This window comes from Halomarina halobia, assembly GCF_029338575.1.
Taxonomy (GTDB): domain Archaea; phylum Halobacteriota; class Halobacteria; order Halobacteriales; family Haloarculaceae; genus Halomarina; species Halomarina halobia.
In genome coordinates, this window is record NZ_CP119992.1 from 1082060 (window position 1) to 1108333 (window position 26274).

The 26274-nt window shown below is 69.5% G+C and carries 28 protein-coding genes and 1 pseudogene; 15 read left to right on the forward strand and 14 right to left on the reverse strand.

From position 1 onward, the window contains the following. Positions 1-9 precede the first annotated feature (9 nt). From P1K31_RS05810 to P1K31_RS05820, 3 genes are all read left to right on the forward strand, one after another. The gene (locus P1K31_RS05810; protein ID WP_276305341.1) at positions 10-327 is read left to right on the forward strand and encodes a hypothetical protein; all 318 of its coding nucleotides are present in this window, start codon (positions 10-12) and stop codon (positions 325-327) included. 112 nt (positions 328-439) lie between these two features. Continuing rightward, positions 440-1033: an HAD family hydrolase gene (locus P1K31_RS05815; RefSeq protein WP_276305342.1), complete on the forward strand. Its 594-nt coding sequence runs from the start codon at positions 440-442 to the stop codon at positions 1031-1033. 83 nt (positions 1034-1116) lie between these two features. Next, positions 1117-1383 carry a hypothetical protein gene (locus P1K31_RS05820; protein WP_276305343.1) on the forward strand — a complete coding sequence of 89 codons (267 nt, stop codon included), beginning with the start codon at positions 1117-1119 and terminating at the stop codon, positions 1381-1383. 194 nt (positions 1384-1577) lie between these two features. Here P1K31_RS05820 and P1K31_RS05825 read toward each other — a convergent pair whose 3' ends face one another. Then, positions 1578-2801 carry an HAD hydrolase family protein gene (locus P1K31_RS05825; protein WP_276305344.1) on the reverse strand — a complete coding sequence of 408 codons (1224 nt, stop codon included), beginning with the start codon at positions 2799-2801 and terminating at the stop codon, positions 1578-1580. Next, a complete protein-coding gene (gene trmB / locus P1K31_RS05830) occupies positions 2798-3844 on the reverse strand; it encodes an HTH-type sugar sensing transcriptional regulator TrmB (RefSeq protein ID WP_276305345.1) in 1047 nt (348 codons plus the stop codon). Before trmB ends, P1K31_RS05825 begins: the two co-directional genes overlap by 4 nt. A gap of 73 nt (positions 3845-3917) precedes the next feature. On the opposite strand from trmB, the gene P1K31_RS05835 reads away from it, so the two are divergent. After that, complete coding sequence (locus P1K31_RS05835; protein ID WP_276305346.1) at positions 3918-4883, forward strand: sugar kinase; 966 nt, start codon at positions 3918-3920, stop codon at positions 4881-4883. A gap of 71 nt (positions 4884-4954) precedes the next feature. Here P1K31_RS05835 and P1K31_RS05840 read toward each other — a convergent pair whose 3' ends face one another. From P1K31_RS05840 to P1K31_RS05850, 3 genes are all read right to left on the reverse strand, one after another. Next, positions 4955-6184, reverse strand: coding sequence for a mandelate racemase/muconate lactonizing enzyme family protein (locus P1K31_RS05840; protein WP_276305347.1), 1230 nt, complete (start codon positions 6182-6184; stop codon positions 4955-4957). A gap of 44 nt (positions 6185-6228) precedes the next feature. Next, on the reverse strand, positions 6229-7614 hold the full coding sequence (locus tag P1K31_RS05845; RefSeq protein WP_276305348.1) for a GntP family permease: 1386 nt from the start codon (positions 7612-7614) through the stop codon (positions 6229-6231). Between the two features lie 103 nt (positions 7615-7717). Beyond that, positions 7718-8632: a dihydrodipicolinate synthase family protein gene (locus tag P1K31_RS05850; protein ID WP_276305350.1), complete on the reverse strand. Its 915-nt coding sequence runs from the start codon at positions 8630-8632 to the stop codon at positions 7718-7720. Positions 8633-8765: 133 nt separating this feature from the next. On the opposite strand from P1K31_RS05850, the gene P1K31_RS05855 reads away from it, so the two are divergent. The 6 genes from P1K31_RS05855 to P1K31_RS05880 all read left to right on the forward strand — a co-directional run bounded on the left by P1K31_RS05855 (position 8766) and on the right by P1K31_RS05880 (position 14980). Then, a complete protein-coding gene (locus P1K31_RS05855) occupies positions 8766-9827 on the forward strand; it encodes a glucose 1-dehydrogenase (protein ID WP_276305351.1) in 1062 nt (353 codons plus the stop codon). Then, positions 9824-10450, forward strand: a complete 627-nt coding sequence (gene gfcR / locus P1K31_RS05860; protein ID WP_276305352.1) for a transcriptional regulator GfcR — start codon at positions 9824-9826, stop codon at positions 10448-10450. The genes P1K31_RS05855 and gfcR overlap by 4 nt, the downstream gene beginning before the upstream one ends. A 124-nt stretch (positions 10451-10574) precedes the next feature. Beyond that, a complete protein-coding gene (locus P1K31_RS05865) occupies positions 10575-11882 on the forward strand; it encodes an ABC transporter substrate-binding protein (RefSeq protein WP_276305353.1) in 1308 nt (435 codons plus the stop codon). Between the two features lie 9 nt (positions 11883-11891). After that, positions 11892-12878 (forward strand): carbohydrate ABC transporter permease, encoded by a 987-nt coding sequence (locus P1K31_RS05870; protein WP_276305354.1) that lies wholly within the window; start codon positions 11892-11894, stop codon positions 12876-12878. Beyond that, a complete protein-coding gene (locus P1K31_RS05875) occupies positions 12875-13801 on the forward strand; it encodes a carbohydrate ABC transporter permease (RefSeq protein WP_276305355.1) in 927 nt (308 codons plus the stop codon). The genes P1K31_RS05870 and P1K31_RS05875 overlap by 4 nt, the downstream gene beginning before the upstream one ends. 39 nt (positions 13802-13840) lie before the next feature. Next, complete coding sequence (locus P1K31_RS05880) at positions 13841-14980, forward strand: ABC transporter ATP-binding protein (RefSeq protein WP_276305356.1); 1140 nt, start codon at positions 13841-13843, stop codon at positions 14978-14980. Between the two features lie 88 nt (positions 14981-15068). Here the strand turns inward: P1K31_RS05880 and P1K31_RS05885 are convergent, their stop codons facing one another. The 4 genes from P1K31_RS05885 to P1K31_RS05900 form a co-directional block, all read right to left on the reverse strand. Then, positions 15069-15317 carry a BolA family protein gene (locus tag P1K31_RS05885; protein WP_276305357.1) on the reverse strand — a complete coding sequence of 83 codons (249 nt, stop codon included), beginning with the start codon at positions 15315-15317 and terminating at the stop codon, positions 15069-15071. 142 nt (positions 15318-15459) lie between these two features. Then, positions 15460-15726 (reverse strand): dodecin family protein, encoded by a 267-nt coding sequence (locus tag P1K31_RS05890; RefSeq protein ID WP_276305358.1) that lies wholly within the window; start codon positions 15724-15726, stop codon positions 15460-15462. A 136-nt stretch (positions 15727-15862) separates the two neighbouring features. After that, on the reverse strand, positions 15863-16843 hold the full coding sequence (gene fen / locus P1K31_RS05895; protein ID WP_276305359.1) for a flap endonuclease-1: 981 nt from the start codon (positions 16841-16843) through the stop codon (positions 15863-15865). Between the two features lie 245 nt (positions 16844-17088). Beyond that, entirely contained in the window at positions 17089-17661 is a 573-nt protein-coding gene (locus P1K31_RS05900; protein ID WP_276305360.1) for a GNAT family N-acetyltransferase, read from the reverse strand. A 92-nt stretch (positions 17662-17753) separates the two neighbouring features. Between P1K31_RS05900 and P1K31_RS05905 the strand changes: the two genes are divergently transcribed. Next, complete coding sequence (locus P1K31_RS05905; protein ID WP_276305361.1) at positions 17754-18176, forward strand: DUF3054 domain-containing protein; 423 nt, start codon at positions 17754-17756, stop codon at positions 18174-18176. On the opposite strand, the gene P1K31_RS05910 is transcribed toward P1K31_RS05905, so the two are convergent. Beyond that, positions 18154-19410: an MFS transporter gene (locus tag P1K31_RS05910; protein ID WP_368410840.1), complete on the reverse strand. Its 1257-nt coding sequence runs from the start codon at positions 19408-19410 to the stop codon at positions 18154-18156. The two genes, P1K31_RS05905 and P1K31_RS05910, sit on opposite strands and share 23 nt — an antisense overlap. A 222-nt stretch (positions 19411-19632) precedes the next feature. Between P1K31_RS05910 and P1K31_RS05915 the strand changes: the two genes are divergently transcribed. Continuing rightward, positions 19633-19842 carry a DUF8015 family protein gene (locus tag P1K31_RS05915; protein ID WP_276305363.1) on the forward strand — a complete coding sequence of 70 codons (210 nt, stop codon included), beginning with the start codon at positions 19633-19635 and terminating at the stop codon, positions 19840-19842. Between the two features lie 84 nt (positions 19843-19926). Continuing rightward, entirely contained in the window at positions 19927-20916 is a 990-nt protein-coding gene (locus P1K31_RS05920) for an ornithine cyclodeaminase family protein (RefSeq protein ID WP_276305364.1), read from the forward strand. A 438-nt stretch (positions 20917-21354) separates the two neighbouring features. Here P1K31_RS05920 and P1K31_RS05925 read toward each other — a convergent pair whose 3' ends face one another. The 4 genes from P1K31_RS05925 to P1K31_RS05940 form a co-directional block, all read right to left on the reverse strand. Continuing rightward, a complete protein-coding gene (locus P1K31_RS05925) occupies positions 21355-22395 on the reverse strand; it encodes a presenilin family intramembrane aspartyl protease PSH (RefSeq protein WP_276305365.1) in 1041 nt (346 codons plus the stop codon). 57 nt (positions 22396-22452) lie between these two features. After that, positions 22453-22680 carry an H/ACA ribonucleoprotein complex subunit GAR1 gene (locus P1K31_RS05930; RefSeq protein WP_276305366.1) on the reverse strand — a complete coding sequence of 76 codons (228 nt, stop codon included), beginning with the start codon at positions 22678-22680 and terminating at the stop codon, positions 22453-22455. Then, positions 22677-22955 (reverse strand): signal recognition particle subunit SRP19, encoded by a 279-nt coding sequence (gene srp19 / locus P1K31_RS05935; RefSeq protein ID WP_276305367.1) that lies wholly within the window; start codon positions 22953-22955, stop codon positions 22677-22679. The genes P1K31_RS05930 and srp19 overlap by 4 nt, the downstream gene beginning before the upstream one ends. A 115-nt stretch (positions 22956-23070) precedes the next feature. After that, on the reverse strand, positions 23071-24174 hold the full coding sequence (locus tag P1K31_RS05940; RefSeq protein WP_276305368.1) for a PGF-CTERM-anchored ABC transporter substrate-binding protein: 1104 nt from the start codon (positions 24172-24174) through the stop codon (positions 23071-23073). Positions 24175-24235: 61 nt separating this feature from the next. Between P1K31_RS05940 and btuC the strand changes: the two genes are divergently transcribed. Together btuC and P1K31_RS05950 are read left to right on the forward strand one after the other, a co-directional pair. Beyond that, positions 24236-25360: a vitamin B12 ABC transporter permease BtuC gene (btuC, locus tag P1K31_RS05945; RefSeq protein WP_276305369.1), complete on the forward strand. Its 1125-nt coding sequence runs from the start codon at positions 24236-24238 to the stop codon at positions 25358-25360. Beyond that, positions 25357-26154, forward strand: a pseudogene (locus P1K31_RS05950) (heme ABC transporter ATP-binding protein); the annotation flags it as partial. The gene btuC and the pseudogene P1K31_RS05950, both read left to right, overlap by 4 nt. Positions 26155-26274 lie beyond the last annotated feature (120 nt).

The window sequence follows — 26274 nt, forward strand, 5'->3', positions numbered from 1 at the left end:
TGGGGAGGTATGAGCACGGGACTGCACGCGACGGGCGGGGACGTCGGCGCGACCATCGGCGTCGGCGTGGAACTCACCGGCTGGCTCATCGCCCGGGCCGGCCTCGAACGCGCACAGATGGCGCTCTCGCCGGACGCGACGGTCGTCGACGCCGTCGACGAACTGACCGACCGCTACGGGGTGCAGGTCCGCCCCGCGCTACTGCAGGGCGACCGCCTCCGGCACGACACCGTCGCGCTCCGACGCACCGGCGGGGACTGGGAGCGCGTCTTCGGCGGGACGTCGCTCGAACAGGGCGACCACGTCCGGTTCGAGTTCCGCGAGTAGGCGAGCGGGCGAACCGCCGACGCCGAGTCGAACCGGGGCGGGCCGCCCCGGGAGCGATCTCTCCCCCGCCCGGAGGACAACACCTTTCTCCGTCCCGTCGAAACGCCGCGGCGTGAAGGCGATCTTCTTCGACCTCGACGGGACGCTGCTTCATCTCGATCGCGACGACGGCGACGTCCTCCGGAGCGCCGTCGCCGCGATCGATGGGGACCTCCTCGAGGAGGCGATCGACGCCTACGGCGGGGCGTTCTTCGCTCGCTTCGACGCCTGCGAGCCGGATCCGATCCGGGGGGCGTTCGCGGAGATCGGCGGACGCTCTGACCCCGACGAGTTCGCGGACGCGCTGCTGGCGCGCGAGGTCGAACTGTCCCGGCCGCCGGCGGACGCCGAGGCGACGCTCGCGCGGCTCTCTGCGGAGTACGGGCTGGGCGTCCTCACCGGCGTCAGGGAGTGGCAGGAGCACATGCTGCGGGCCCACGGGCTCTTCGGGTACTTCGACGCGTTCGTCGCCTCCTACGAGGCGGGCGCGCACAAGCCCGACGCGGCCCCGTTCCGGCTCGCGGAGGAGCGGCTACCGGCCGACGAGTACGCGATGGTCGGGGACGACGACGCCGACGTGACGGGGGCGCGGAACGCCGGGTGGACCGCGCACCGGTACGACGGCGGGGGGTTCGGCGACCTCCCCGGCGCGCTCGGGTGGGAGTAGTGCGGTCGGGGTCCCACGCGAACGGGTCAACAGCCAACCGGCCTCGAAGCCCGAGAGCTGAACGTGAACGACGGAGTTACGCCGTGAGTGCGCTCAGACCCACTGCCCGGGGACGTATTCGAGGATCTCGCCGTGGTCGGCGTGGGGGCTATCAGTTCGATCGCGTCGAGAACGACACCAGGTGGGGAGAGGACCTCCTGGTGATAGAGGATGACACCGAACGGGAGGTCGCGTTCGAAGTCGTCGTCGCCGGTAAAGATGATCCAGTCGTTCGTGATCACGAACGCGCCGATCTCGTCGTCGTCCGCATCGGCACCGAGCGTTCGGTGGGCAGTCTCGACCGCGTTTGAACGGTGTGCGGCGATTCATCCCACGACTGAAGTCGTGGGTTTTCTCGCCTAATTCGCGTGAGATTTATGACTGGTGTCCAGATCGGGCGCTCGCAACACGAACGTAAATCGGTGACGGACATCGAGACGCGCCGTCGAGAGCAGTTAGGGGGTACGGATGCCCCGTGTGCGGTCGTTTGATAAAGACGCGCCGCCTACGACAGCCCCGCCAGCCGATCGAGCGCGTAGACGACCCGCAGCATGGACGTCGCGTCGTTGCGGTCGAAGACGAGTTCGTCCGTCGAGAGGACGTGTTCGAGGACGACCTCCGAGGCGTGCTCGGGCGCGGCGGCGATGCCGCAGTCGTTCGCCTCCACCCACTCCATCACGCGGAGGTCGCTCTTCGAGTCGCCCATCACGAGCGCGAAGGGGTCGTCGACGCCGAGCACCTCGAGGGCGGCCTCGACGCCCGCAACCTTGTCGAGTTCGAGGCTGCCCACCTCGGCGGCGTCGCCCTCGTAGTAGGCGACGTCGACGCGCTCTAAGAGGTCGCGCGTCTCGTCCGTGACGTCGGCCGCGTCGAGGTCGGGGACGCCGCCGCGGCGTTCGAGCACCTCGCGGATCTCGGGGTCGGCGGCGGCGTAGAACGCCCGCGCCGCCTCGGGGTCGCCCCCGGGGGCCGCCTCGCCGACGAGATCGAGGAGGTAGCACAGCGCGTGGTCGATGACCTCGACGGCCTCGCGGCTGCCGGTCTGGTGGTTGGGCTTGAGCGTGACGTTGAACTCGTTGCCCTGCAGGTGACAGCCCCGACGGATGTCCTCCGGGGCGTCCGGGACGACCCGCGCGCGGACCTCGTCGAACACGCCGCGCACGGTGTCATCGAGGTCCTCATAGAGCAGGCGCTTCGTGTCCGCGCCGTGACCGGGCGTGAAGACGCCGTTTCCGGCCTCGTAGACGATGCTCAGCGACCCCGAGTGGACGAGTTCGTTGCCGAGTCCCTGCGTGATGAACCCCTTCACGTTCTCCAGCGTCTGGCCGGTGCAGATGACGATCGGCATCCCCTCCTCGTGGAGTTCGGTCAGGAGGTGGAGCGTGTCGCGGGGGATCTCGTTGTCGGTCTGCCCGGCGGATCGCAGCGTCTCGTCCACGTCGAGCACGAGCACGTTCACCGCGCGGTCGTACGTGGCGAGGAGATCGAGTGCGGTGAACGCCTCGTCGCGCGTGGCGTGGGCGGCGACGGAGGCGAGCGTCTCGCCCGCGGGGAAGGCCGAGCGGACGGCGTCCTTCCTGCGCTCGAGTTCGTCGCTGGCGCGACGCCAGTGTTCCAGCGCGACGCGCGACCCGACGGCCGGGAACACGTCCACGAAGTTCTGGTACTCGAGCAGCGTCTTCGCGTCGAACTCGTCGTACAGTTCGTAGAGGAGGTCGTAGCGGTTCATGACAGGGGCTCCGTGTCGACGACGATCTCGTGGGCCTCCATGTCCTCGAGGGCGGCGACGCGCCCCCCGACGGTCACCTCGCCGTCGTCGGTGGCGAGCGTGAGCGTGGCGAGTTCGGCGGTCGGTTCCAGCGTCACCTCCGCGATGCGGCCGACGGCGGTGCGGCGCTCGCCGGTCACGACGTCGCGCCCGCGGATCCGGGCGTAGAACGTCCCCGGTTCGTCGCCCAGGTCCTTCAGACAGCGGCGGATCGATGCGTACTGTCTCGGGAACGACCGGCCCGCGACGTGATCGAGGAGCGTGTCGGCCGTCGTCCAGAGGACGGTGCTGAAGAAGCCGGAGACGAGGAATCCGAGCGACGAGCGGTTGAAGATGACGCCGTAGCGTTCCGAGCCGCCGTCGAGCGCGTCCTGCGTGGCGTAGACGGACCGTTGCCCGTCGGCCACGGCCATCACCGGCGTGGTGAGCCCGCGGCGCGCCCGCGCGACGGTCGAGACGGCGGCGTAGTCGTACTCCTCGGGGGACGGTGCGTTCGCGGCGGGGGTGACCAGCAGTTCGACGGTCACGTCGGCCTCGACGGCGGCCTCGAGCCGATCCTCGAAGCGCTCCAGCAGGTCGGGCGTGAGCGAGCACGTGAGTTCGTACTCCGCGCTCTCGATCACCGCCTCGAGGTACCGGAGGATGCTCGGGCGAGACTTCACGAGCGAGACGGCCTCCGTCTCGCGCGTCGGGGCCGTGTAGCGGTCGGTGAGCTCCTCGACCATCGCCTCGAAGGAGGTGCGCACCTGGGGGAACACCTCGCCGGGGTCGAGCGCGACGACGCGCATCGGCCGCGACTCCCGAAGCTCCACCATCCCGCGATCGCTCAGCTTGCGCACCGTGTCGTAGACGCGCGGCTGCGGAATGCTCGTCCTGTCCGCGATGTCGCTCGCGGTCATCTCCCCGTGGTCGAGCACCGCGAGGTAGGCCTCGATCTCGTACTCCCCGAAGTTGAACCGCTCCCCCATCGACTCCATCCGTCGTCGGAGGTCGTCCGATCCCATGCCGCGTGAGTGTGCTCCCGAAGGCAAAATATTTACCCCACACTGAGTAGTACGTCGTTCGGAATACAGTACTATGACATCGCACGACCCCGCGGTAGTGACAGTCGGCGAGACGATGGTCCTCATGAACCCGAAGGAGACGGGCCCGCTCCAGTACGTCTCCTCGTTCGGCAAGCGCATCGGCGGCGCGGAGAGTAATGTCGCTATCGGTCTCGCGCGGCTGGATCACGCCGCGGCGTGGGTGAGCCGCCTCGGCGACGACCCCCACGGCCGCTACGTCCGCGACACCATCCGCGGGGCGGGCGTCGACACGCGGTCGGTCCGGTTCGACCCCGACGCGCCGACCGGCCTCATGTTCAAGGAGCGGCGCGCGACCGGCGAGGGCGGCGTCCTCTACTACCGCCACGGGTCGGCCGCGAGCCGGCTCGAACCCGGCGACGTCCCCGACGAGGCGCTCGCCGGCGCGTCGTACCTCCACCTGACGGGCATCACCCCGGCACTCTCCGACACCTGTCGGGACCTCTGTACCGACCTCGTCGAGCGGTGCACCGACCTCGGGGTGCGCGTCTCGTTCGACCCCAACCTCCGGTTCTCGCTGTGGTCTGAGTCGGAGATGCGCGAGACGCTCCTCCCGCTCGCGGCCGCGGCCGACGTCGTCCTCCCGGGGCTCGACGAGGGGGAGGTGCTCCTCGGGACCGACGACCCCCGGGAGATCGCCGACGAGTTCCGCGAGCGGGGGGCGAGCGAGGTGGTCGTGAAGCTCGGCGAGGACGGGGCGTTCGTGGCGGCGGAGGGCGTCGCCGAGCGCGTTCCGGCCGTGTCCGTGGAGCGGGTCGTGGACCCGATCGGCGCGGGTGACGGGTTCGCCGCGGGCTACCTGTCGGGCCGCCTCGACGGACGCCCGCCCGTCGAGGCGGCCGAGCGGGCGAACGCGGTCGGCGCGCTGGCGACGCAGGTCACCGGCGACATCGAGGGGCTCCCGACGCGGGACGAGCTAGCGGCGTTCCTCGCCGACGACGGCCGCGACGTCGATCGCTGAGGGCGCGCCGATCCCGGTCCGCTCAGTCGAACAGGGCGAATCGAAGATTCGCTGGCTCGACTTCGCTCCGCTCAGTCGAACAGCTCCTCGCCCTCGACGAGGTGTTCCTCGACGACGTCGAGGTCGAGCGTCAGGCCGAGGCCCGGCCGCTCGGGGATCTCGACGTACCCGTCCTCGATGACCGTCTCCTCGACGAGGTCGTCCCACCAGCCGAGTTCGTAGGAGTGGTACTCCACCGCGAGCGCGTTGGAGATGGCCGCGCCGACCTGCGCGCTCGCCATCGTGGCGATCGGTGAGGAGACGTTGTGCATGGCGACCGGAACGTAGTAGGTGTCCGCCATGTCGGCGATCTTCCGCGTCTCGCGCATGCCGCCGACCTTCGGCAGGTCCGGCGCGATGATGTCGACGGCCTGCTCCTCGAGCAGGCGGCGGTGGCCGTGCTTGCGGTAGACGTTCTCGCCGGCGGTGATCGGGGTCGTCGTCCCGTGGGTGACCTGTCGCTGCACGTCGTGGTTCTCCGGCGGCACAGGGTCCTCGAGCCACCACACGTCGAAGTCCTCGATGGCGCGGGCCAGCCGCTCCGCGCTGTTGGCGCTGAACGTCCAGTGGCAGTCGAACGCCACGTCGGCGCGGTCCCGCACGCGCTCCGTGACGTGCTCGACGATCTCGGCCTTGTGGCGGATCTCGCCGGGGCGGAGGTGGCGGTTCGCGCGGTCCTTCTCGAAGCCGCTCGGCACGTCGAGGTCGAACTTCAGCGCGTCGTAGCCGAGGTCCTCGACGACGCGCTCGGCCTCGTCGGCGCAGGCCTCGGGGTCGGCCTCCTCCTCGGTGTGACAGTCGCAGTAGACGCGCACGGAGTCGCGGTACTTCCCGCCGAGCAACTGGTAGGCGGGCACGTCGAGGAGCTTCCCGGCGAGGTCGTGCAGCGCGATCTCGATGCCCGAGATGGCGGTCACGGTGACGCCCTGAATCGACCCCTCGCCGGACATCTTCTGGACGAGGTGCTCGTAGAGCCGGTCGATGTCGAGGGGGTTCTCGCCGACGACGAACGGCGTCATCCGCTCGATGAGCTCGGGGACGCCCGCGCCCCAGTAGGCCTCGCCGGTGCCGACGACGCCCGCGTCGGTGTAGACGCGCACGAGCGTCCACGGGAAGTTCCCGTCGACCATCGCCGTCTGAATGTCCGTGATCTCGACGTCGCGCGCACCGCGGTCGTTCGAGAGCCCCATCGACTCCCGCGAGAGGTCGCGCATCGTGTACTCCGCGTTCGGGTCGTGAAGCGAGGTGTAGTCCCTGGCCATGGCTGGATTTCACTCGCCCGTCAGTAAAAGTTTGAGGCTCTCGCTCAGGCGAGCGGGACGACGCGCGACATGACGAGGACGACCGCGAGCCCCGTCACCGAGATGATCGTCGTCAGGACGGTCCACGTCTTGAGCGTCTCCAGTTGCGTGAGGCCGCCGATCTCCTTCACCAGCCAGAACCCGCTGTCGTTGTACCACGAGGCGATGTTCCCGCCCGCCCCGATCGCCATGACGAGGTACGCCGGGTGGACCGCGAGGCTCCCGACGAGCGGCGCGACGATCCCGGCGGTCGTGAGCATGGCGACGGTCGCGGAGCCCTGCGCGACGCGCACCATCGCGGCGATGAGCCACGCGGTGACGAGCAGGCCGAGGCCGACGTCGGCGAGCGCGTTCGCGATGAAATCGCCGATGCCCGCGGCCGCGAGCATCGCGCCGAACGCGCCGCCCGCGGCGGTGATGGCCGCGATGTGACCGCCGCTCTTCAGCGCCTCGGTCAGCTGATCGGTCCAGCCCTCGTCGTCGAAGGTACCCCACCGACGGTACGTCACCGCAGCCGCGAGCGCCGCGGCCGTGAGCGCGAAGTTGGGATCGCCGAGAAACCCCGTGATTGCGACGAGGTCGATCGGCCCGAGGACGTACGAATCGCCGAGGAACGTCGTCGCGACCGTGTTCGACGCGACGAGGACCACCGCGAGGACCACGGGGAGTGCCGCCTCGAAGGCCCCCGGGAGCTGGTCGCGAGCGCGACCGGTGATCTCCTCGATGTCGTCCCGGGACGTGTCCATCGCCTCGCGCAGCGGGATGGTGATCCGGCGGTTGATCCACCGACCGTAGACGAGGCCGGCGACGAGCGCCGAGGGGACGGCGACGGTCAGGCCGATCAGGATGACCATCCCCAGGCTCCCCGGGGCGACTTCGGCGGCGACGGCCAGCGGACCGGGCGTCGGCGGGACGAACACGTGCGTGGTCGCCGCGCCCGCCCCCACGACGACGAGATAGAGGGCGTAGTTGTCGCCGACCCGCGCCCGCATGGACCGCGCGAGGGGGGCCATCAGGTAGAAGACGTTGTCGAAGAAGACGGGGATCGCGAGGAACGAACTGCTCCCCCAGAGCGCGAGGTCGGCGTTGTCCCGGCCCGTCACCGAGGTGGCGCCGCGGACGATCCGTTCGGCCGCACCGCTGTCCAGCATCGACTTTCCGATGACGGCCGCCATCAGGATCGGGATCCCGATTCCGGCCATGTTCTCCCCGAAGGCCTCCGCGAGCTTCGCGGGGATCTCCGCCAGGGCGACGGCGGGCGTCACGAACCCGACGATCAACGTCGCGATGACGAGCCCGAGAAACGCCGGGAGGTCCAGGTACACGAGCAGGAGGACGACGGCGGCGATGCCGACGAGAAACGCGACCAGCGGGCTGTATGGGTACGCCATTCCACCCAACGTTTACTCAGGTTACTGTTAATATAATTTATTGCGATTATTAATAAATGTTTATTAGTTTGATACGATGGATGCGCGACGCTCCGCGCTCGCCCTACAGCAGGTCGAGTTCGCGAAGGTCCCGCTCGAGCGCCGCGCGGTCGGTCTCGTTCATCGAGCGGAGCGGGCTGCGGAGCGGACCGGCGTCGAACCCGCGCAGGTCGAGGGCGGCCTTCACGCCAGCCATGTACGGCCCGCGCTTGATCGCGTCGCGGACCCGGTAGACGGTGTACTGGAGGTCGCGCGCGGTCTCGCGGTCGCCGTCGACGTAGGCGGCGTAGAGGTCGCAGACGAGTTCGGGGAAGGCGTTTGCGACGGCGCTGACCGCCCCGGCGCACCCGAGGTCGAGCCCGGGGAGGAGCAGCGAGTCGGACCCCGCGAGGTAGGTGAGGTCGGGCGTGTCGGCGATGACCTGTCCGAGCCACGGGACGTCCTTGCTCGAGTCCTTCAGCCCCGCGACGCCGGGGACGGCGGCGATGTCCGCGACCGCCGAGCGCGAGAGCGTGTTGCCCGTCTTGCTCGGGATGTGGTAGACGTAGATGGGTTCCTCGACGGCCTCGGCGACCCGGCGGTAGTGCTGGACCGCGCCCGCGTCGTCGATCGGGTAGTAGTAGGGCGTGACGACGACGAGGCCGTCCGCGCCCGCGTCCGCGGCGCGCTCGGCGTGGCGCACCGTCTCGTACGTGCTCGGCGCGCCGACCCCGGCGATGACCGGCACGTCACCGCCGACCTCGTCCACGACGGCGGCGATCACCGCCTCGCGCTCGTCGGGGGTCAGTAGCGCGAACTCCCCGTTCGTCCCGAGCGGGAAGACGGCGTGCGCGCCCCCGTCGACGACGAAGCGGGCGTGGGCGGCCGAGGTCTCTGCGTCGAGCGATTCGTCCTCCGCGAAGGCGGTCACCGTCGGCGGGACGACGCCGTGGAGGGAGAGCGGATCCACGGTGTCGTCCGCGTGAGTTCGATCTGCCATCGGTCGATCATCGCACGCCATCGACGTAACAGGTCGGGTCCGAATCGGTGTCGGACGGGGCGAACGCCCTCGGCGCGTAGAGAAAAAGTTTTAACTCAGATCAGAATAAGTATTTATCAATGAGGGACGCCGAATGCGGTCCGTAGTCAGCACCCGAGGGGGGACGGGCCCCGAACTGCGCGAGCGACCGCGGCCGGTGCCCGCTGGCGGCGAGGTGCTCGTTCGCACGCTGCGCGTCGGCGTCGACGGTACCGACCGCGAGGTCGTCGCGGGCGAGCACGGCGGCCCCCCGGCCGGCGAGGACCACCTCGTCCTCGGTCACGAGGCGGTCGGCGTCGTCGCGGACGCGAACGGGACCGACCTCGCCGAGGGGACCGTCGTCGCGCCGACGGTTCGCCGGCCGCCGAGCGGAACTAACGAGTACTTCGAGCGCGGAGAGCCGGACATGGCCCCGGAGGGTGCGTACGTCGAGCGGGGCATCGTCGGCGCGCACGGCTTCATGAGCGAGTACTTCGTCAGCGCGCCGGAGTTCCTCGTCCGGCTTCCGCGCGACCTCGCCGAGTGGGGCTTTCTCGTCGAGCCGATCAGTATCACCGAGAAGGCGCTCGAACACGCCTACGCGAGCCGGTCGGCGTTCGCCTGGGAGCCGGAGAGCGCGCTCGTGCTCGGCAACGGCTCGCTCGGCCTGCTCACCCTCGCGATGCTCGGCGAGCGCGTCGAGCGGACGTACTGCCTCGGCCGTCGGGACCGCCCCGATCCGACCATCGACCTCGTCGAGGATCTGGGCGCGACGTACGTCGACTCGCGGGAGACGCCGGTACCGGAGATCCCCGACGTCCACGAGCCGATGGACCTCGTCTACGAGGCGACGGGCTACGCGAGACACGCCACGGAGACCGTCGCGGCGCTCGCGCCCAACGGCGTCGGGGCGCTCCTCGGGGTTCCCGGCGACTGGACGTTCGAAGTCGACGGCGGCGCGCTCCACCGCGAACTCGTCCTCCACAACAGGGCGCTGGTCGGGAGCGTCAACTCCAACCGCGACCACTTCGAGGCCGCCGTCGAGACCCTCGCAGGGCTCCCCGAGTGGGTCCTGGAGTCGCTCGTCACCGACGTCGTCGGGGTCGAGGACTACGACCGGGCCTTCCGGGACGACGACACCGTGATAAAGGCGGCACTCGAGTTCGACACACTATGAAGAACGTAGACGACCTCATCCAGAACGCAGCAACGCTCGCCGAACGAGGGCTCTCGAAGGGCGAAATAGCGGACGAACTGAACGTCTCGCGCGAGACCGCCCGCTGGCTGGTCGAGCGCGGCGACGCGGCCACCGCCGGCACCAGCGCCGGCGCGTCCCGCCGGGAACCGGACGACATCCACGTCGACTGGAGCGCCGTCGGCGCGGACTCCGGCCGCCTCGGCCACGTCGGTTCGGCGCTCGCCGACCTGCTGGTCGACGCGAACGGCCCCGCCGAGGTCACGGTGGGCATCGAGAAGGCGGGCGTCCCGCTGGCGACGGCCGTCGCCAGCGACCTCGAGACCGACCTCGCGACGTACACGCCGCGCAAGCACCAGTGGGAGGAGGGCGACATCGAGGACCTCGGCGGGAGCTTCTCCCGGAACTTCGCGGACGTCGAGGGGCGCGACTGTTACGTCATCGACGACACCGTCACCAGCGGGACGACCCTGACCGAGACGATCGAGGCCGTCCGCGAACGCGGCGGCAACCCCGTCGCCTGCGCCATCCTCGCCGACAAGCGCGGCGTCGACGAGGTCGAGGGCGTGCCGGTCTACTCCCTGCTGCAGGTCATCCGCGTCTAATCGCGTCTTTCATTCTTCTCCTTATTATAGGTAGATAAAGATTTACTCGCTCCCCAGTTAACACTGGAAAGCGTTAAGTTCGTGCTCCCGTATTTTCCGCGTAACCTTCACAGGGGGTAATATAATGGCAAGGGATGACGTAGCAGGTCGACTCTCGCGGCGCACCGTACTGAAGGGAACGGCGGCGGCAGGCGTCGCCGGCCTCGCCGGTTGTCTCGGCGGGGGCGGTGGGAGCGGCGGTGGAAACGGCTCCGGCGGCGGCTCCGGCGGGTCCTTCGACGTCCTCCACGGGTGGACGGGCGGCGACGGCAAGGACGCCGCGGAGGCGCTCCTCGGCGGCTTCAGGGAGGCCCACCCCGACGTCGAGATCACGTTCGAACCGATCGGCGGCGGCGGCAACGAGAACCTGAACACCGTGGTCGCGAAGCGACTCGGCAACCAGAACCCGCCGGGCGCCTTCGCCGGGTGGCCGGGCAAGAACCTCATCCAGTACGAGGGCGTGCTCGGCGACCTCTCGGACGTCTGGGAGGGGAGTCTCGCGGACGCGCACGTCGAGGAGGCGGTCAGCGCCTGCACGTTCAACGACAAGAAGGCGGCCATGCCTATCGGCTCCCACCGGCTCAACAACCTCTTCTACAACGTCGAGGTCGTCGAGGAGGCCGGCGTGGACCCGGCGTCGCTGAAGTCCCCCCGGGACCTCATCGAGGCGATGGACGCCGTCGCGCAGAACACCGACGCGGTCCCGATGGCCCACGGCATGAAGGCCGCGTGGACCACGCTCCAGCTGTGGGCCGTCGTGATGCTCGGGAAGGAGGGCTACCAGCCGTACATGGACTACATCAGGGGGGAGGGCGACGAGGCCGCCGTCAGGTCGGCGTTCGAGACGACGAAGGAGATCCTCGCGAACTACATCAACGAGGACGCCTCGTCGATCGGCTTCACCACCGCCAACCAGATGATCATGGAGGGCAAGGCCGCGTTCATCCACCAGGGCAACTGGGTTGCCGGCGCGTACCGGGGCAACGACCTGACGTACGGCGAGGACTGGGGCTGGGTGCCGTTCCCCGGCACGGAGGACATGTACACCCTCCACATCGACTCGTTCATCTACCCGGGTAACAATCCCTCGCCCGAGGGCGTCAAGACGTTCATGGAGTACGTCGGCGGGGCGGAGGCGCAGGTGGCGTTCAACAGCCGAAAGGGGTCGATTCCGACCCGGACCGACGTGGACACCGAGCAGTTCGATCCGTACCTCACGGAGACCATCGAGGACTTCGGGAGCGTCTCCAACAAGCCGCCCACCCTCGCACACGGGCTGGCCGTCGCGCCCGAGACGCTCACGAACCTGAAGGACGTCATCTCGAGCGAGTTCACCGGCCCGTACAACGTCGACGCGGCGACGCAGGGCATGCTCGAGAAGGTCGCCGAGTAACCACCCTCCATGCGTAGCATTCGACGGATTATCGGGCGACTGACGGGGGACGGCGCGGACGCCGCGCGGACCGACGGCGGGACGGTCACGTCCGGCGAGGACCGCGGCTTCCTCGCCCGGCGGTTCGGCGAGGACTTCGTCGAGTCGCTCCCGTTCTGGCTGCCGCCGTTTCTCCTGATGGGCTTCTTCGTCTACGGGGCCATCGGGTGGAACTTCCTCATCTCGCTGACCGACTACGAGGGGTTCGTACCCGCCGACTACTCGAACCTCGACTTCGAGATGTACGCGCGGGCGTTCACCGATCCGGCAGTCATCGACGCGGCGAAGAACACCCTCGTCCTGATGATCGCGTTCACCGCCGTCTGTCTCGTCCTGGGGCTGCTGCTCGCGATCCTCCTCGACCGGAGCGTCCGGTTCGAGAACACGCTCCGCACGATCTACCTGCTCCCGATGAGCCTCTCGTTCGTCGTGACCGCGCAGTTCTGGCTGTGGATGTACAACTACGACAACGGGATCGTCAACCGGTTGACGACGGCGATCGGGCTGGGGCGGTACAACTGGATCGGTAACCCCGACCTGGTGCTGTGGGCCGTCGTCCTCGCGCTCGTCTGGCAGTTCAGCGGCTACACGATGGTGGTCTATCTCGCCGCGCTGCGCGCGATCCCGGACGACCACTACGAGGCCGCCCGCGTCGACGGCGCGAGCACCGTCCGGATGTACTGGCGGGTCGTCATCCCGCAGTTGAAGGGCGCGATGGTCAGCGCGTCGGTCGTGCTGATGGTGTTCGCGCTGAAGGCGTTCGACTTCCTCTACTCGCTGGTGGCGAACTACCGACCGCCGAACGGCGCGGACATCCTCGCGACGAAGATGGTCCGCGAGGCGTTCTCGAACCAGAACTGGGCCTACGGCTCGGCCATCGCCATCCTCCTGTTCGTCATGGCACTCGGCGTGATCACGCCGTACCTGCACTACGAGTACAAGCGGGGGCAGCTATGAGCGGGGACGCGTCGTCACTGACCGCGCGGCTGAAGGCCCGCTACCTGTACGGCGAGGTGACGCTCACTCGTCTCGCGCTGTATCTCGTGCTGGCGCTGTTCGTCATGTACTTCCTCGCGCCGATCGAGGCCGGGCTGATGACGGCGTTCAAGACCGGACCGGCCATCGCGGGCACCGCCCCGTACGCGCCGCCGGGGCCGAGCGGCTTCACGCTCTCGAAGTGGGAGACGGCCATCGCCGTGCTCCTCGGCGGGATCGTGAACAGCCTGGTGTTCGCGATCCCCGCGACCATCCTCTCGGCGACGCTGGGGAGCCTCGCGGCGTACGGCCTGACGCAGATCGAGTGGCGCGGGAAGCTCCCCTTCCTCTTCCTGTTCATCGCGGGGATCTTCATCCCCTACCAGGCGGTGCTGGTGCCGCTCTCGCGGTTCTGGGCCATCTACGCGCCGCTCGAACAGTGGCTCGCGCCCGTCTGGCAGGTCCCGATGGTCTCGCCCGCCTACGCCGACCTCGTGGAGCTCGTCGTCACCCACACCGCGTACGGGATCCCGATCTGTACGCTGCTGTTCCGGTCGTACTACAAGGGGATGGCCGACGACATCATCGAGTCGGCGCGGCTCGACGGGGCGAGCTTCGCGCGCATCTACCGGCGCATCGTCCTGCCGCTGTCGACGCCGATGTTCGCCGTGACGCTCATCTACCAGTTCACGCAGATATGGAACGACCTGCTGTTCGCGCTCATCCTCGTCTCGAGTTCGAGCAGCCCGGCCGCCCCCGTCGTCCTCGTGCTCTCGGGGCTCGGCGAGGCGCTCGAGGGGCTCGACTTCGCCCTGCGGATGGCCGGCGCGTTCGTCGCCGCCATCCCGACGCTCGTCGTCTACCTGCTGTTCGGAGACGAGTTCGCGAAGGGGGTATCGACGTGAGAACCACAATGACACGTACGCACACAACGAGGTACGACGATGGCTGACCTGGCGCTCGACAGACTCACGAAGGTGTTCCGGAGCGGGGACGGCGACATCGTCGCCGTCGACGACCTCTCGATGGACATCGAGGACGGGGAGTTCCTCGTCCTCGTCGGTCCCTCCGGCTGCGGGAAGTCCACCACGCTCAGGATGATCGCCGGGCTGGAGTCGATCACGGGCGGCGAGATCCGCCTCGCCGACCGACCAGTCAACGACGTGAAACCGCAGGATCGCGACATCGCGATGGTGTTCCAGTCGTACGCGCTCTACCCGCACATGACCGTCCGGGAGAACATGCGCTTCGGGCTGGAGGAGTCGACCGACCTCCCCGACGACGAGATCGACGAGCGGGTCGAGGAGACGGCGGCGATGCTGAGCATCGAACCGCTGCTCGACCGCAAACCGGGCGAACTCTCCGGCGGCCAGCAGCAGCGCGTCGCGCTCGGCCGGGCGATCGTCCGCGATCCCTCCGTGTTCCTGATGGACGAACCGCTCTCCAACCTGGACGCGAAGCTCCGCGCCGAGATGCGCACCGAACTCCAGCGCCTCCAGGAGGAACTGGGCGTCACCACCGTCTACGTCACGCACGACCAGACGGAGGCGATGACGATGGGCGACCGCATCGCCATCCTCAACGAGGGGGAGCTGATGCAGGTCGGCACGCCGCTCGAGTGCTACCACGAGCCCCGAAACGAGTTCGTCGCGGGATTCATCGGCGAGCCGTCGATGAACTTCTTCGCCGTCGAGCGCGAGGGCGACACCCTCCGCGGCGACGGCTTCGAGTACTCCCTCTCCGAGGAGACGGTTCGGGCGCTCGACGGGGCCACCGACCTCACCCTCGGGGTGCGCCCCGAGGACGTCGAGATCGTCGGCACCGCGAGCGGCGAGCACGACTTCGTGACGACGGTGGACGTGGTCGAACCGATGGGCGACGAGAACAACGTCTACCTGACGTTCCCCGACGGGAGTGAGACGTTCGTGGCGGTCGTGGGCGGGATGCGCCTGATCGAGCGCGGCACGACCGTGGTGGCCCGCATCCCGGAGGACGTGATCCACATCTTCGACGGGGCGACCGGCGAGACCCTCCGCAACCGCGACCTCTCGCGGATGACGGCCGCGGAGGCCCGACTCGACTGACCGCTCCGGATCGGATCCGGCCCGAATCCGTCCGAATCACCCTTTCAGTTCGACCGCTTCGGTTTCGGTTCGTCAGCGGGCCGGACCGTTATCGCGCCTCGTACTCCTCGGGCGTGTACGTCCTGAGTTCGAGCGCGTGGATGTCCCGCGTCATGTGATCGCCGAGCGCGTCGTAGACGAGCTGGTGTTGCTGGACGAGCGGCTTGCCCTCGAAGGCGGGCGAGACGACGACCGCCGCCAGGTGCGTGTCGTCGTCCGGGTCGCGCGGTCGCGTGACGGTGGCGTCGGCGTCCTCGACGCCCGCCTCGATGAGCCGCTCTACGTCTTCGGGGGTCATACCCCCACCTCGAACCGCGACGGGTAAAAAGCGCGAGGGCTCATATGGAGTATCGTAGTACTCCATCGATTCGCACCGTGAGCATCGATCCCCTCGGCCAGCCGAGGCTCACTGTGCCTCCGGCTGGCTACGATACTCCCTATCAGCGCGACATGGGTCGAAGGCGCTGGATGACGCTCCGACCGCCGGACTTCTGACCGCGTTGCTGTGCCTTGACCGGGAAGGCGATCTCCACCGTGGTCTTGTACTCGACGATCTCCCCGTCCTCGACGGACGCCGTCCAGTCTTCGACCTCGACGCCCGAGATGTCGTGTATGGTCTCGCTCGCCTGTCTGACCGCCTCCTGAGCGGCGTCCTCCCACGATTCGTTCGACGTGCCGAGTACCTTGATGACTTTTACTGCCGTCATGGGCCCCGGGTTGTACAACGCCCGAGTATTTCGTTCGTTCGTATGACACGTACGGTGAACGACAGCGACGAGTGAACGACCGCGACGGGAGAGTCACCCGGGAGGGAGACAGTCGGCGGCGAAGACTGACGCCGGTTCAGAGCCAGTCGTCGAGCCCCGTCTGGGCGACCGACTCCTCGATGCGCTCGAAGCCGCGCTCGACCTCGCTCTCCGGGACCTCCCACTCCTCGCAGACGTAGACGCGGGCGGCGTCGACGTCCGGCGAGAGCGCCGTCTCGAAGTCGTAGTCGTCGGTGACCGTCGGGTTCAGGAAGAGTTCGCGGATCAGGTCGGCGTGCTCGACGTAGACGTCTCGCGCCTCGAAGACCGCCCAGAGGTCGCCGTGCTCGCGGACGAGTTCGACCGCCGTCTTCGGGCCGATGCCGGGGACGCCCTCGTTGAAGTCAGTCCCACAGAGGATGCCCACGTCGACGAGCTGCTCCCAGGTGAGGTCGTGTCTCGAAAGCGTCGCCTCGAAGTCCATCAGCTCGGGGTCGCCCGAGCTCGTCAGCTGTCTGAGGGTCCGGGGCGCGCCGAGCAGCAGGGCGTCGTAGTCCTCGCTTCCCACGTAGTCGACCCGCCCCTTCCGGGCCATGTGCGCCGCCTGCGCCTCGCCCTCGGCGGGGGCCTCGACGATCGGCACGTCGAGGAGCCTGAGGAGCTCTCGGGTCGTCTCCTGGATCAGGGGCGTGAGGCGCTGGGTGCGCGATTCGAGCGTCGAGATCTCGATCGCGTCGCCCGCCTCGCGGGCCTCCTCCAGCTGCTCCTCGTAGCGCTCGCGCTGGTCGCGCCGATCCGCGATCTCCGCCTCCTTCAGGTCGGAGACGCCGCCGTCGAAGACGAACACCGGCGTCACGTCGTGTTCGAGGAGCTTCGGGAGCCCCTGGACCACGCCGATGAGGTTCGCCACCTCCTCGCCCGCCGCCGTCGTGTACGCTCCGGCCGACGTGAACCGCACCGTCGTCGTCAGATAGCGGTAGAGCCAGTTGTGCGCGTCCACGGCGACGACGCTCCCGGCGAGGGCGGAGAGGGGGACGTCCTCGATGACCGCGAGCTGTCGCAACGCTGCGTTTCCCATCACCCGATATTCCCCCGGAGGACCCATCAAGGCTCGGATTCGGGGCGTCAAGTGTATCGCCCGCCGCCCGGGTCCAGAGTCGTACCGTACGGTCCCCGATCCGACGATGTCGCCCGTCGGTCGATACCCGGCACCCGATCGCGATTCACTCCTTCTCGTACGATTCGAGGGTCAGGTCGGGGATACGCTCGAAGTGTTTCACGTTCCCCGTGAGCACCGGCTCGTCGTGGACGAGCGACCGCCGCTCAGATCCGGTCGGGATCGACGACGACCTCGGGCGCACCCGCCTCGCGCTTCGCCTCGACGAACGCCCGCTCGTCGTCGGTCAGGTCGCGCTCGGCGTAGGCGGAGAGCCCCTCGCGATAGCGCGCGCGGTCGCTCGGGTGTTCGAGGACGAGCTCCGCGAGGCCGGTCCGCCGGCCGGTGTAGCCGAAGCCCGCCTTCGAGAGCGCGTGGTAGGCGAAGGGGTTGTTGACGGCGATGCGGACGCGCCCGTAGCCGCGCTCGCGGGCGCGAGCGACGGTGAAGGCCGCGAGGCGCGTGCCGAGGCCCTCGCCGCGTCGGTCGCGCCGGGTGGTGACGTAGCGGATCCAGAGCGCGTCGGGATCCGTGCGGTCCTCGTTGAACGAGCAGGCGGCGAGGACGCCCTCGGCCGCGGCCTCGCGGGCCGGGGGGAGGTCGTCGGGCGCGATCCCGTCCGCGAGCGCGACGGCCTTGCCGGTGTTCGACATGGCGAACTTCCCGGCGTAGGCGAACCGCCGGTGGTCGAGGCGGAGGGTGGGACCGTCCTCGGGCCAGCCGAGCACCGCGAACTGCATGGGCAGTCGTAGCGCCCGGCGGCGTTTGTAGCTCCCGGTGGCGACCCCGACGGAACGGGGGAGTCAAGTCCGCGGCGCGCCGAGGTGGGCGCATGAGCACGACGACGGCCGCCCTCCGGGGCCGCATCGATGCCTCCCCGACGACGCTCGGACTCGCCGCGGGCGACCTGCTACTCATCGGTACGTTCGCCCTGCTCGGCGTGGTCAGCCACGGCGGGCGGGACTTCGCGCTCTCGAATCCGGGGTACGTCCTCGCGACCGCCCTGCCCTTCCTCGTCGGGTGGCTGCTCGTCGCCCCGGCGGTCGGGCTGTACGGGGTACGCGAATCGAGCCGGACCGCCGCCGTCTACACCGTCATCGCGTGGTCCGGGGCGGCGGTCGTGGGGCAGGCGCTGCGGGCGACCGCGCTGTTTCACGGCGACTTCGCGGTGACCTTCTTTTTCGTCTCGCTGGGCGTCGGCTTCGCCCTGCTGGTACCGTGGCGGGTCGCGGTCAGCGTCGTCGGCTCATCCTGAGCAGGACGACGCCGATCGCCGCCGCGCCGCCCGCGAACGCGGCGAGGATGACGAACAGCGGACCCGCCGAGAGGTACTGGAGGGCGGTGCCCGCGATGGGCGCGCCGAGCGCGCCGACGCCGAAGACGCCGAGGTAGGTGTAGCCGTAGGAGAGCCCGCGCGCGTCGGCGGGCGTGTACTCCGCGACCGTCGCCTGGTAGAACGGCTGGACGAGAAAGAGGAAGAAGCCGAGGACGGCGCTGAGCGCGAGCAGCGGGACGACGCCGACGGCGGCGACCGGGAGGTACGCGAGCGCGACCAGCCCGAGGGTTCCGTAGCCGACCGCGAGGCCGAGTTCGAGCGGCACGCGGTCGGTCAGCTTCCCGCCGACGTACTGACCGAGGACGCCCACGCCGAGCAGGAACGTGTAGATGTAGTTGGCGGGCGTGAACTCCCGCCCGAACAGCTCCACGGGTCGGATGACGTCGAACCCGGAGAGCAACTCGGGGAGGAACGTCAGGATGCCGCGATAGTAGATGCCGGAGAACATGACGGCGGCGAACACGAGGACGAACGCGCCGACGAACAGCTTCCGCGAGGTCGCGACGAACTCGCCGAGCGAGTCGATACCCGGGTTCGCCTTGCTCGTCCCGCCGTCAGCCGCGACCGCCGCCGTCTCGTTCACGTTCGCGCGGAGCGCGAACAGTGCACCGGCGAGCGCCGGAAGCGCGAGCAGCGCGGCGACGAGGTGCCAGTCGTCGCCCGACAGGAAGAGGAGGACGGTGGTGAGAAACGGGCCGAGAGCGGTGCCGACGTTGCCCGCCGTCCCGTGGTAGGCGAAGGCGGTGCCGCGCTCCTCGACGCCGCGCGTGATGAGCGAGAGACCCGCCGGGTGGTAGACGCTCGCGGCCGCGCCCCAGACGACGAGGGCGAGCGTGATCACGACCAGGTTTGGCGCGACGCTCAACAGCAAGAAGGATCCGCCCATCCCGACGAGGCTTGCGACGATGAGCGGCTGGGAACCGATCCGGTCCGCCAGCACCCCGGCCGGGAGCGCGCCGAGCCCGAACAGCGCCAGCCCGACGCCCACGATGCCGCCGATGACGGCGGCGGTCGTATTGAACTGGGCCAACCAGACCGTGATGAGGACGGGGAAGGCGAACTCGTACGTGTGCACCATCGAGTGCGCCAGCATCACGAGCCCCGTGATTGCCCGATCGTTTCGATTCACAGTATCACTCCCGACACCATCCATTTCAAGCCGTCGGTCCCCGTGGTCAAGCTTGACCTGACCGACGAGTACTTACGTGACGAACGACCCCGCCACGTCTGCCGGTTTTCCCCCCGGAACCAACTCATAACTTACACACGCATTTAGCTGGAGTTCGGTTGTAGGTATCCGTCCGCTACGACCGAAGATATCAGACCATTACAGCAAAAGATATTAGTAGTAGATCACCGTTTGTTATGATAGATTATGACTGGGTACTACGATGTCGTCTTGGGCATCATTCCGGTTTCGCTCGTAGGGATCACCGCCCTTCTCACGCTCGCGGGCGTCGAACTCACCACGGCCGTCCCCGTCGCGGCGCTCGTCGCCGTCGCCGTCATGGGGCACGCGATGTTCGTCAACGGCCCGACCGACGAACCGATGGCCCGCGACCGCTCGCCCGTCAACGCCGACTGACGGGATCGCCGGTCGTTCCGAACGAGAACCGACTCCATCTCCTCAGCCACCAACGCTAAGCCGCGCCCCTCTCATGTCCGTCACATGACCGAGACGCTCTTTCTCACCAGCGGCGAACTCGCCGGGCTCGCGACGCCCGCGGAATACGTCGAGGCCGTCCGCGAGGGCTACCGCCAGCAGGGTCCCGCAGAACCGCGAACCAGGCTCGTCAGCGAGGACCCGGCGGGGATGCTCACGGGTTACCTCGCCATCCTGCCGGAGACGGGTGCGATGGGCGGCTACACCTACGCCGGCGGGTTCGAGCGCGGCGACGTCCACTTCGTGCTGCCGCTGTTCGACGCCCGCTCCGGCGACCCCCTCGCGCTCCTCGACGGCGCGAGCATGAACCCGTTCAAGACCGGCGCGACCGGTGCCGTCGGCGTCGACGCGCTCGCCCGCGAGGACGCCGACACCCTCGCGATCATCGGGAGCGGCGCGCAGGCGCGCGGCCAGCTCGCGGCGACGATGACCGTTCGGGAGTTCGAGACGGTGAACGTCTACTCGCCGACGAAGGAGCACCGCGAGGCGTTCGCCAGCGAGGCGAACGGCCAGTACGACGCGAGCGTCGGCGCGGTCGCCTCCAGCGACGCCGCTGTCGAGGGCGCGGACGTGGTGATCACGGCGACGAACGCCGACGAACCGGTGTTCGACGGCGATCTGCTCGAACCGGGGGCGCACGTCACCGCGATGGGGCGGTACGACCCCGAGAAGCGTGAACTGGACGCGACCACCGTCGAGCGCGCGACGTACGTAGTGGACCTGCGCGCCCGCGCCGCGCAGGACGCCGGATCGTTCCTCAAGGCCGTCGAGGAGGGCGTCGTGGGCGAGGATCACCTCCACGGCGACCTGGGCGAGGTGCTCGCGGGCGACGTGCCGGGGCGCGAGAGCGACGACGAGATCACGGTGTTCGACAGCGGTGGCACCGCGATCGAGACGGTCGCCGCGGCGCACATGCTCTACGAGAAGGCGACCGGCGAGGGGCTCGGCGAGTACGTCGACCTCGCGCCGGGGAGCGAGGCGCTGACGGGCCGATAGCGGCACTCGTCGAGGTGCGGCTAGTGGGGAACGGGCGACCCGGGGGAGCGTGCGGGCGCGTCGGACCTTCGGAGTTCCGGCGAGCGCGGCGACCGGTATTGGCGGACAGGCGACGCCGCGGCGGGGGTGGTTCGCGGGGCGTGGCGTCGCGCAACCGCGGAGCGCCCCGCGACGAAGGTCACGTCACGAGGGGCTCTGGTCCCGCTCTCTGACATAAAGGTATGGACGGGATATTGGTTTTACCACCGCCGACGCCAGCGCGGCAGCCGCGAGCGAACGTAGTGAGCGAGCGGACCGACGGAACCCCCGAAGGAGCGAAGCGACTGAGGGGGTGAGGAGGGTTTTGATCCAGCTTTTACCAGGGAGCCGCGGCCGACCGCGAAGCGGGTCGGCCGCACGCGACCGCAGTAAAAGGTGGCAGTTCAAAAGGTGGTGGCGTCAGATCCCGAGCGCCCGCAGCAGGGGGACCCCCGCGGCGAGCGCGCCGACGAGGTAGCCGCCGATCGCGCCGCCGTTGAGCAGCGGGAGGCCGGCGTGCGCCCGACCGCGCATCACCATCCCGACGAGCACGAGCAGGCCGGCGATCGTTCCGATCATCGCGGTGAGCGCGGGCAGGGTGAGCGTCGGGAGGCCGGGGACGCCGAGGGAGGGCGTCTCGAGGAAGAACGCCGCGCTGGCGACGAGAATGGTGGGCATCACCACGTCGCCGAGGCCGATGAAGAAGGCGTCGCGCTCAGCCGGATCCGGCCCGTCGACGCCCTCCGAGTCGTCCTCGCCCCCGCCGTCGGCGTTCGCGGAGTCGTCGAGGTCGGCGGGGGTCGCCCCCGCGTCGCCGCCGTCCGGCGTCGCCCCCTCGTCCGAGACGCGCGCCGCCCCCTCCTCCTCCAGAAACGAGTAGCCGAGCGTGAGCGGGACGACCAGCACGACCGGAACGCGGAGATCCATCACGCCGGCGGCGAGCGTGAGCATGTGTTCGGTGCCGTAGACGCTGATGGCGTCGTAGACGGCGAGTGCCGTCAGCAGGAGCAGTGCGGGGAGGAGGCCGAAGCTGATGCCGAACAGCGCCGCCGCGCCGACGCCCATCACGACGCCCGTCGCGTCGATGACGTACCACTCCGGGTAGACGAGCAGCGCGAGCGCCAGCGCGCCCGCCGCGACGAGGGCGGACCCGCTGAAGCCCCCGACGACGGCCACCGGCGGCAGGAGGACGAGGAAGACGTAGTACGAGAGCAGCCCGCCGGAGAGGACGATGAACAGTCGGATCACCGCGTCGCCGCCGAGTTTGAACGCCGCGAGCATCGCGCCCGTGGCGACGAGGATGGCGACGAGGTAGAGGAGGCTGTTCGTCGGGTCCCGCGGGTCCTCGACGGTCTGTAGCCCGGCCGACTGGAACGGCTCGACCATCGCCAGCGCGCCGACCTGCACGAGCAGGAAGATGAGGACCGTCGCGCCCGCGGCGACGTACGCCCGTCTGTTCATACCTGGTTCGAGGGAGAGGCGTCGTTTGTGCGTTGTGCTTGACCGACGGCCCGGTCCTCACCGGGCGTAGAGCTTCGTTCCGAGCAGGCCGGCGGGGCGCACGTCGTCGTCGGGCGAGACGGCGACGTAGGGGCGGGAGACGGGGCCGAACACGTCCACGACGCGCCCGACGGCGTCGAGGTTCTCGTCGAGCACCCGGACGCCGAAGTCCGGACGGGACTCGTCGGGCGAGCGGACGACGACGAGTCCCTGGGCGGCCCGGACCGCCTCGCCGACGCGCCTCATGCGCGGAGGGCCGCGACGTAGGCCGCCACGGCCTGGAGGAGGTCGCTCTTGCCGGCGTCGTCGGCGTTCTGGACGAGGACGCGCCCGCGGGGCTCGTACTCCCGGGGATAGGTCTTGTCGCGTTCGATGACGGCGTCGTAACCGACCTGCTGGACGGCCCGGGCGATCTCGTCCACCGTCGGGTCCTCGACGGCGAGTTCGAGCGAGACGCGCCGCCCCTCGCTCCGAGAGCAGTTGGCGTCGAGGGCGGCGGGCCAGATGACGTTCTCGACCATGTGCTCGATACCCCACGGGAGGGTGAACTAGGTTTCGAAGAACACGCACAAACCGCCGCTGTCGGTCACCGCTGCGGGCGATCGACGCGAAGAGCGATGCCGGCGGTCGACCGCGCTATCGCCTGCGGAGCGTGAGCAGCGCCGCGCCGACGAGGGCGACGACGGCGGCGGCGACCCCGAAGCCGGGCCCGCTTCCGTCCGTTCCGTCGGAGTCGTTACCGTCGGTCTCGTTGCCCGAGGCGTTCGCCCCGTCCGTACCGTTCGCGTCGTCAGTGTCGTTCGCGGGCGCGCCGGTTCCGTTCGTCGCCTGTGCGACCGCTTCGGGGTGGAACGCCGTCGCGAGCTTCGTCATCGGTTCGACGACGCGCGGTCCGGCCTGGTTCATCAGGCTGGCGTTCACGGTGAGCGTCTGGTTCTGCCGGTAGGCGGTGGTGCTCTGGTAGGCGGTCCCGTTCGGGAGCGGGGCGTCGTTGGGCGTGACGATCCACTCGGGGTCCTGTTTCACGACCTGCTCCTCGCTGATCTGGGCGTACCCCTGGATGCCCGCCTCGGCGGCGACGTTCTGCCCGCCCGCGGCGGTGATGATGCTGTCGATGAACGTGCCGTTGCCCGCCGTGTAGCCGTAGAACGTGTAGAGCACCCGCGGTCGCTCCTCGCCCTCGACGGCCCCCTCGATGGTCTGGACCCGCTCGCGCATCGTCGAGACGGTCTCCGCCGCCCCCTCGCACTCGCCGGTCAGCCGACCGACGCGCTCGATCTGGTCGTAGATGCTCTCGATGGACGTGTCGGAGGCGAACTTGTAGACGGGGATCCCGGCGTCCCGGATCTGCTGGATCTGTTCGTCGGAGATACTCCCCGGCGCGATGACGAGGTCCGGTTCGAGCGAGACGACCCGCTCTACGTCCACGGCGGAACCGTCCTCGGTGAGCACGTCCTCGCGCTCCCGGGAACCGTCCAGGTACGCGGTGTACGACCGGACGGGCATCCCCACCACCCTGTCCTTCGCGCCGATCTCCCAGAGGATCTGGGCGGTGCTCGCCTGCAGCGCCACCACGCGCCCGGGGTCCTCCGCGACGGTCACGTTAGCGCCCGTCGAGTCGGTCGCGCTGTAGGGGAACGAACACTGTGCCTGGTCCTGCTGTGTCGCGCCCGCGGGGACCGCGCTCGCCGGGGCGACGACGAGCAGGACCACGAGCGAGACGAGTACGCTGGAACGCATGTATCTGACCCGTCGGCCGGTATTCAATAAGTATTTGCCTAATCCAACCGGGCTTGTGATTATGCGGCGCTGGGTGCGGACGGTCGCGTGGTCGGTCGGCCTAGCGGCGGCGCTGTTCGCGTCGATCGTCGGGAGCGTCATGCTGGGGTCGGTCGACCTCGCCGCGCTCGACGTGACGAAGGCGATACTCAACGCTGTCGCGGTGCCGGCGTCGGCGTCGGTCGCGTCCCAGCCGGCGCGGCTGCCGCTTCTCGGTCAGGTGTCGTGGCTCGCGATCGACGTGGGGTACGTCCATCCCTTCGCCTTCGAGGTGAGCCGCGCCACGGAGATCATCGTCGTCCGGCTCCGGCTCCCCCGCATCGCGCTCGCGGCGGTCGTCGGCTTCGCCCTCGCCGCCGCGGGGACGGTGATGCAGGGGTTCTTCCGCAACCCGATGGCGGATCCCTCGATCATCGGTGTCTCCTCGGGGGCCGCCGTGGGAGCGGTGGCGGCCATCGTGGTCGGCCCGCCCGCGCTAGTCGCGGGGCTCCCGGCCGGGGTGCGGATCGCGGCCGTCGCCTTCGCGGGCGCGCTCGCCGCCGCCGCGCTCGTCTACCTCATCGCCTCGAAGGACGGCCGAACCCCGGTCGCGACCCTCCTGCTCGCGGGGGTCGCCGTCCAGACGTTCCTCGGCGCGGTCGTGTCCTTCCTGCTCGTGCAGGCCGGCGACAGCCTCGAACGCGCGCTCTACTGGCTCATGGGCCACCTCCACGGGGCGGGGTGGAACGACGTGACGCTCACGCTCCCGATCGTGCTCGCCTCGTTCGCCGTGCTCGCGGCCTACGCGCGCGACCTGAACGTCCTCCTGCTGGGCGAGGAGGACGCGCGCACGCTCGGCATCGAGGTCGAGCGCACCAAGCGGATCCTGCTCGCGGTCTCGACGCTGATGACCGCCGTCGCCGTCGCCGTCGTGGGCGTCATCGGCTTCGTCGGCCTCATCGTCCCGCACGTGATGCGCCTGCTCGTCGGCCCCGATCACCGGATCCTCCTCCCGACCAGCGCGCTCGCCGGGAGCAGTTTCCTCGTGCTGACGGACGCGCTCGCCCGGTCGGGCGCGGGCGAACTCCCCGTCGGCATCGTCACCGCGGCGATCGGCGCGCCCTTCTTCCTCTACCTGCTCCGCCGCCGGGAGGTGCACGCGCTGTGATCGTAGTCGAGGACGTCGCCGTGACCCTCGGCGGCGCGCGCGTGCTCGACGGCGTCTCGTTCGACGTGCCGGAGGGATCGTTCGTCGCGCTCGTCGGACCCAACGGCGCTGGAAAGACTACCCTCCTCCGAACCGTAAACGGCGTACTCACGCCGGATCGGGGCGAGGTGACGGTCGACGGCAGGCCGGTCGCGTCGCTGTCCGCCCGCGAGTGCGCCCGCCTGGTCGCCACGGTCCCGCAGGACACCTCCCTCGGCTTCGACTTCTCCGTGCGCGACGTCGTCGCGATGGGGCGGACCCCGCACACGGGCCGGTTCGAACGCGCCGGCGACGACGACGCGGACGCGGTCGAACGGGCGCTCGAGCGGGCCTGCGTCGCCCACCTCGCCGACCGGCCGGTCGGCGAGGTCAGCGGCGGGGAGCGCCAGCGCGTCCTCCTGGCCCGCGCGCTCGCGCAGGCGACCCCGGTGCTCCTCCTCGACGAACCGACCGCGAGCCTCGACGTCAATCACCAGGTCCGGACGCTCGACCTCGTCTCCGGCCTCGTCGACGACGGTCGAACCGCGCTCGCCGCCATCCACGACCTCGACCTCGCGGCGCGCTACTGCGACGCGCTAGTCGTCCTCGCCGACGGAGCGGTGCTGACCGCGGGCCCGCCCGATCAGGTGCTCACCGAGGCCGTCGTCGAACGGGCGTTCGACGCCCGGACGGCGGTGCGGAGGAACCCCGTCACCGGGACCCCCTCGGTGACCGCTCTCGGCCGACGCGAGGGGGTCGGAGGACACGACGCCGGCGGGGACGAACGGGACGGACAGGACGAGCAGGACGGCCGCGACCGACAGGGCCGGCGGGACGGTCGAGGCGGTGGTGACGGACTCCGCCCCGGCCAGGGCACGGGAGACGCGGACGGCGAC